Below are 1865 nucleotides of genomic sequence, written 5' to 3' on the forward strand. Positions count from 1 at the left end.
CACCCGCGCACTGGCGTTGCAGGCAATTTGTGGTTCGGAACGCGAAATGTCGGCGTCGTGTGGGGAGGCACGATGCGCGACCCGCCCCTACCGTCGAGGAATGTTGGTCGACGGCTATCAGATCGAGTCCTCCCTGGACCGCGAGCGGCTCTGGGCCGAGCTGGTGGCACTGGAGACCATCTCGCAGTGGAGCGCGCTCGAGGAGTGCACGTCCACCGACAGTCCTCTGCTCGAGCCGACGTCGTCGTACGTGTGCAAGCACCACAACGGCCTGCACGGCGTCGACGCCACGGTGGAGGTGACCGACTTCGAGGAGGCCGAGTGCCTCGCGCTCCGCACCGCGACGCCGATCGCGGACCTGGAGGAGAAGCTGGTGCTCACGGACCACCTGGGCGGCAGCCTGGTGACCTACTCGGTCGACGCGACCTCGGACTCCTTCGGCCCGTCCGCCACCGTCTGGCTGCACCGGCACGTGTCGTTCGTGTGCGAGAAGCTCGAGCAGTTCGCCAACCGCGAGCTGACCTGACCTCAGCGCAGCCCGACCCAGCCTGCCCATACTTGTTCAAAAGGTGTTCGCAACCTACGTTTGGCGCATGAGTCTCCTGATCAACGAGCAGCCCGAACCGACCGGGACGGTGACGGCGCTGCTCGACCCCCGGCCGGTGTGGGTCGGCTGCCTCTGGGACCACGGCGACGAGCAGGTCAAGGAGATGGTCCCGGCCACCGCCACCGCCACCTGCGGCGACCTGATCCTGTGCGACTTCTGGGACCCGCGCACCGGCAAGGACCGTGCGCACTGGATGGAGAAGGAGTTCGTGCGGGACCGCCCGACCTCCATCGCCCCGTCGAAGAAGAAGCCGGCGACCGACCACCCGGCCGCGGCGCCGAGCCCGACGTTCGACGTCGGCAGCTGACCGGCCGCCCGTCCATCGGAGCGACAGCGGCGCGGGCCCGCTGACGCCGATCCTCCAGATCGGCACCCCAGGGCCGCGCCACCGCCGGTCCTGGTCGCCGTCCCCCCGAGGGGCAGGTCTCCCACCTGCCCACCGCGGACCCGACCCCTGTACGGGTCCGTGGACGACGACCGCTCGCCCTACATGGCGAGGTCCCTGACCAGCGCGCCGCGCGCGCCGGGATCTGGCGGCACCGGTTCGAACCAGACGGCGACGTCCACGTCGTCGCGCCATCGCGCGAGCCAGCGTCGGGCGCGGCCCACCGAGGCGGCGAGTCCGGCGACGCCGCCGTCGTCGACCACGGCGCCCAGGCGATGGGTGCCGAGCCGCGACCACACGGTGCACGGCGCGATGCCGTCGTCGAGGACGGCCCGGACCAGCGCGAGGCTCAGCTCGGACTCCAGGTCGCGCAGTGGTCCGCGCGCACCCTGGGCCGGCTCGTCGAGGAGCACCTCGGCCACGAGGACCCGGCGCACCTGCAGCTCGCTCCCGCCGTCCAGCTGATGACGGAGCTGGTCGGCGCCCGGCAGACCGGTCAGGGTGTCGTCGACGCCGCGGCCCTGGCGCACCCGCTCGTCGGTCCACGCCGTCAGGGCGGCGCAGGCCACCTGAGGAGAGGCCGGGCCGTGCCCCGCCTCCACCAGCGTCTCGTCGACGGAGGCGAGCAGCACGTGCAGGTCCGAGCCGTGACGCGCCTGCAGCTGGCCGAGGCGTCCGGCCAGCAACGGCTGCCAGTGCCCGTCCGGGGAGCACCGCGCCAGCAGGCCGCGCACGTGCTGCACGTCCGCCTCGCTGCTGTCGTCCGTCTCGGTGTCCGTCGAACGGACGGGTCGGATCCTCACGCGGACCATCTCCTCGTTCCTGGCGGCGGCGCCGTGGTGCGTCGCACGAAGTAGGAGTGGGAACCGGCAC

At 71.9% G+C, this 1865-nt stretch carries 3 protein-coding genes; 2 read left to right on the forward strand and 1 reads right to left on the reverse strand.

From position 1 onward, the window contains the following. The first annotated feature begins 100 nt into the window (after positions 1 to 100). A complete protein-coding gene (locus tag ASF38_RS08145; RefSeq protein ID WP_055961612.1) occupies positions 101 to 526 on the forward strand; it encodes a hypothetical protein in 426 nt (141 codons plus the stop codon). A 67-nt stretch (positions 527 to 593) separates the two neighbouring features. Continuing rightward, positions 594 to 914 carry a hypothetical protein gene (locus tag ASF38_RS08150; RefSeq protein ID WP_055961615.1) on the forward strand — a complete coding sequence of 107 codons (321 nt, stop codon included), beginning with the start codon at positions 594 to 596 and terminating at the stop codon, positions 912 to 914. Positions 915 to 1093: 179 nt separating this feature from the next. Here ASF38_RS08150 and ASF38_RS08155 read toward each other — a convergent pair whose 3' ends face one another. Beyond that, entirely contained in the window at positions 1094 to 1795 is a 702-nt protein-coding gene (locus ASF38_RS08155; protein WP_156366850.1) for a hypothetical protein, read from the reverse strand. Between the last annotated feature and the right edge of the window lie 70 nt (positions 1796 to 1865).

Source organism: Aeromicrobium sp. Leaf272 (genome assembly GCF_001422865.1).
Classification (GTDB): Bacteria; Actinomycetota; Actinomycetes; order Propionibacteriales; family Nocardioidaceae; genus Aeromicrobium.

What these genes read in the sequence shown, in the direction of transcription:
- ASF38_RS08150 (WP_055961615.1), top strand. Translation starts at nt 594, where the DNA reads ATGAGTCTCCTGATCAACGAGCAGCCCGAACCGACCGGGACGGTGACG.
- ASF38_RS08145 (WP_055961612.1), top strand. Translation starts at nt 101, where the DNA reads ATGTTGGTCGACGGCTATCAGATCGAGTCCTCCCTGGACCGCGAGCGG.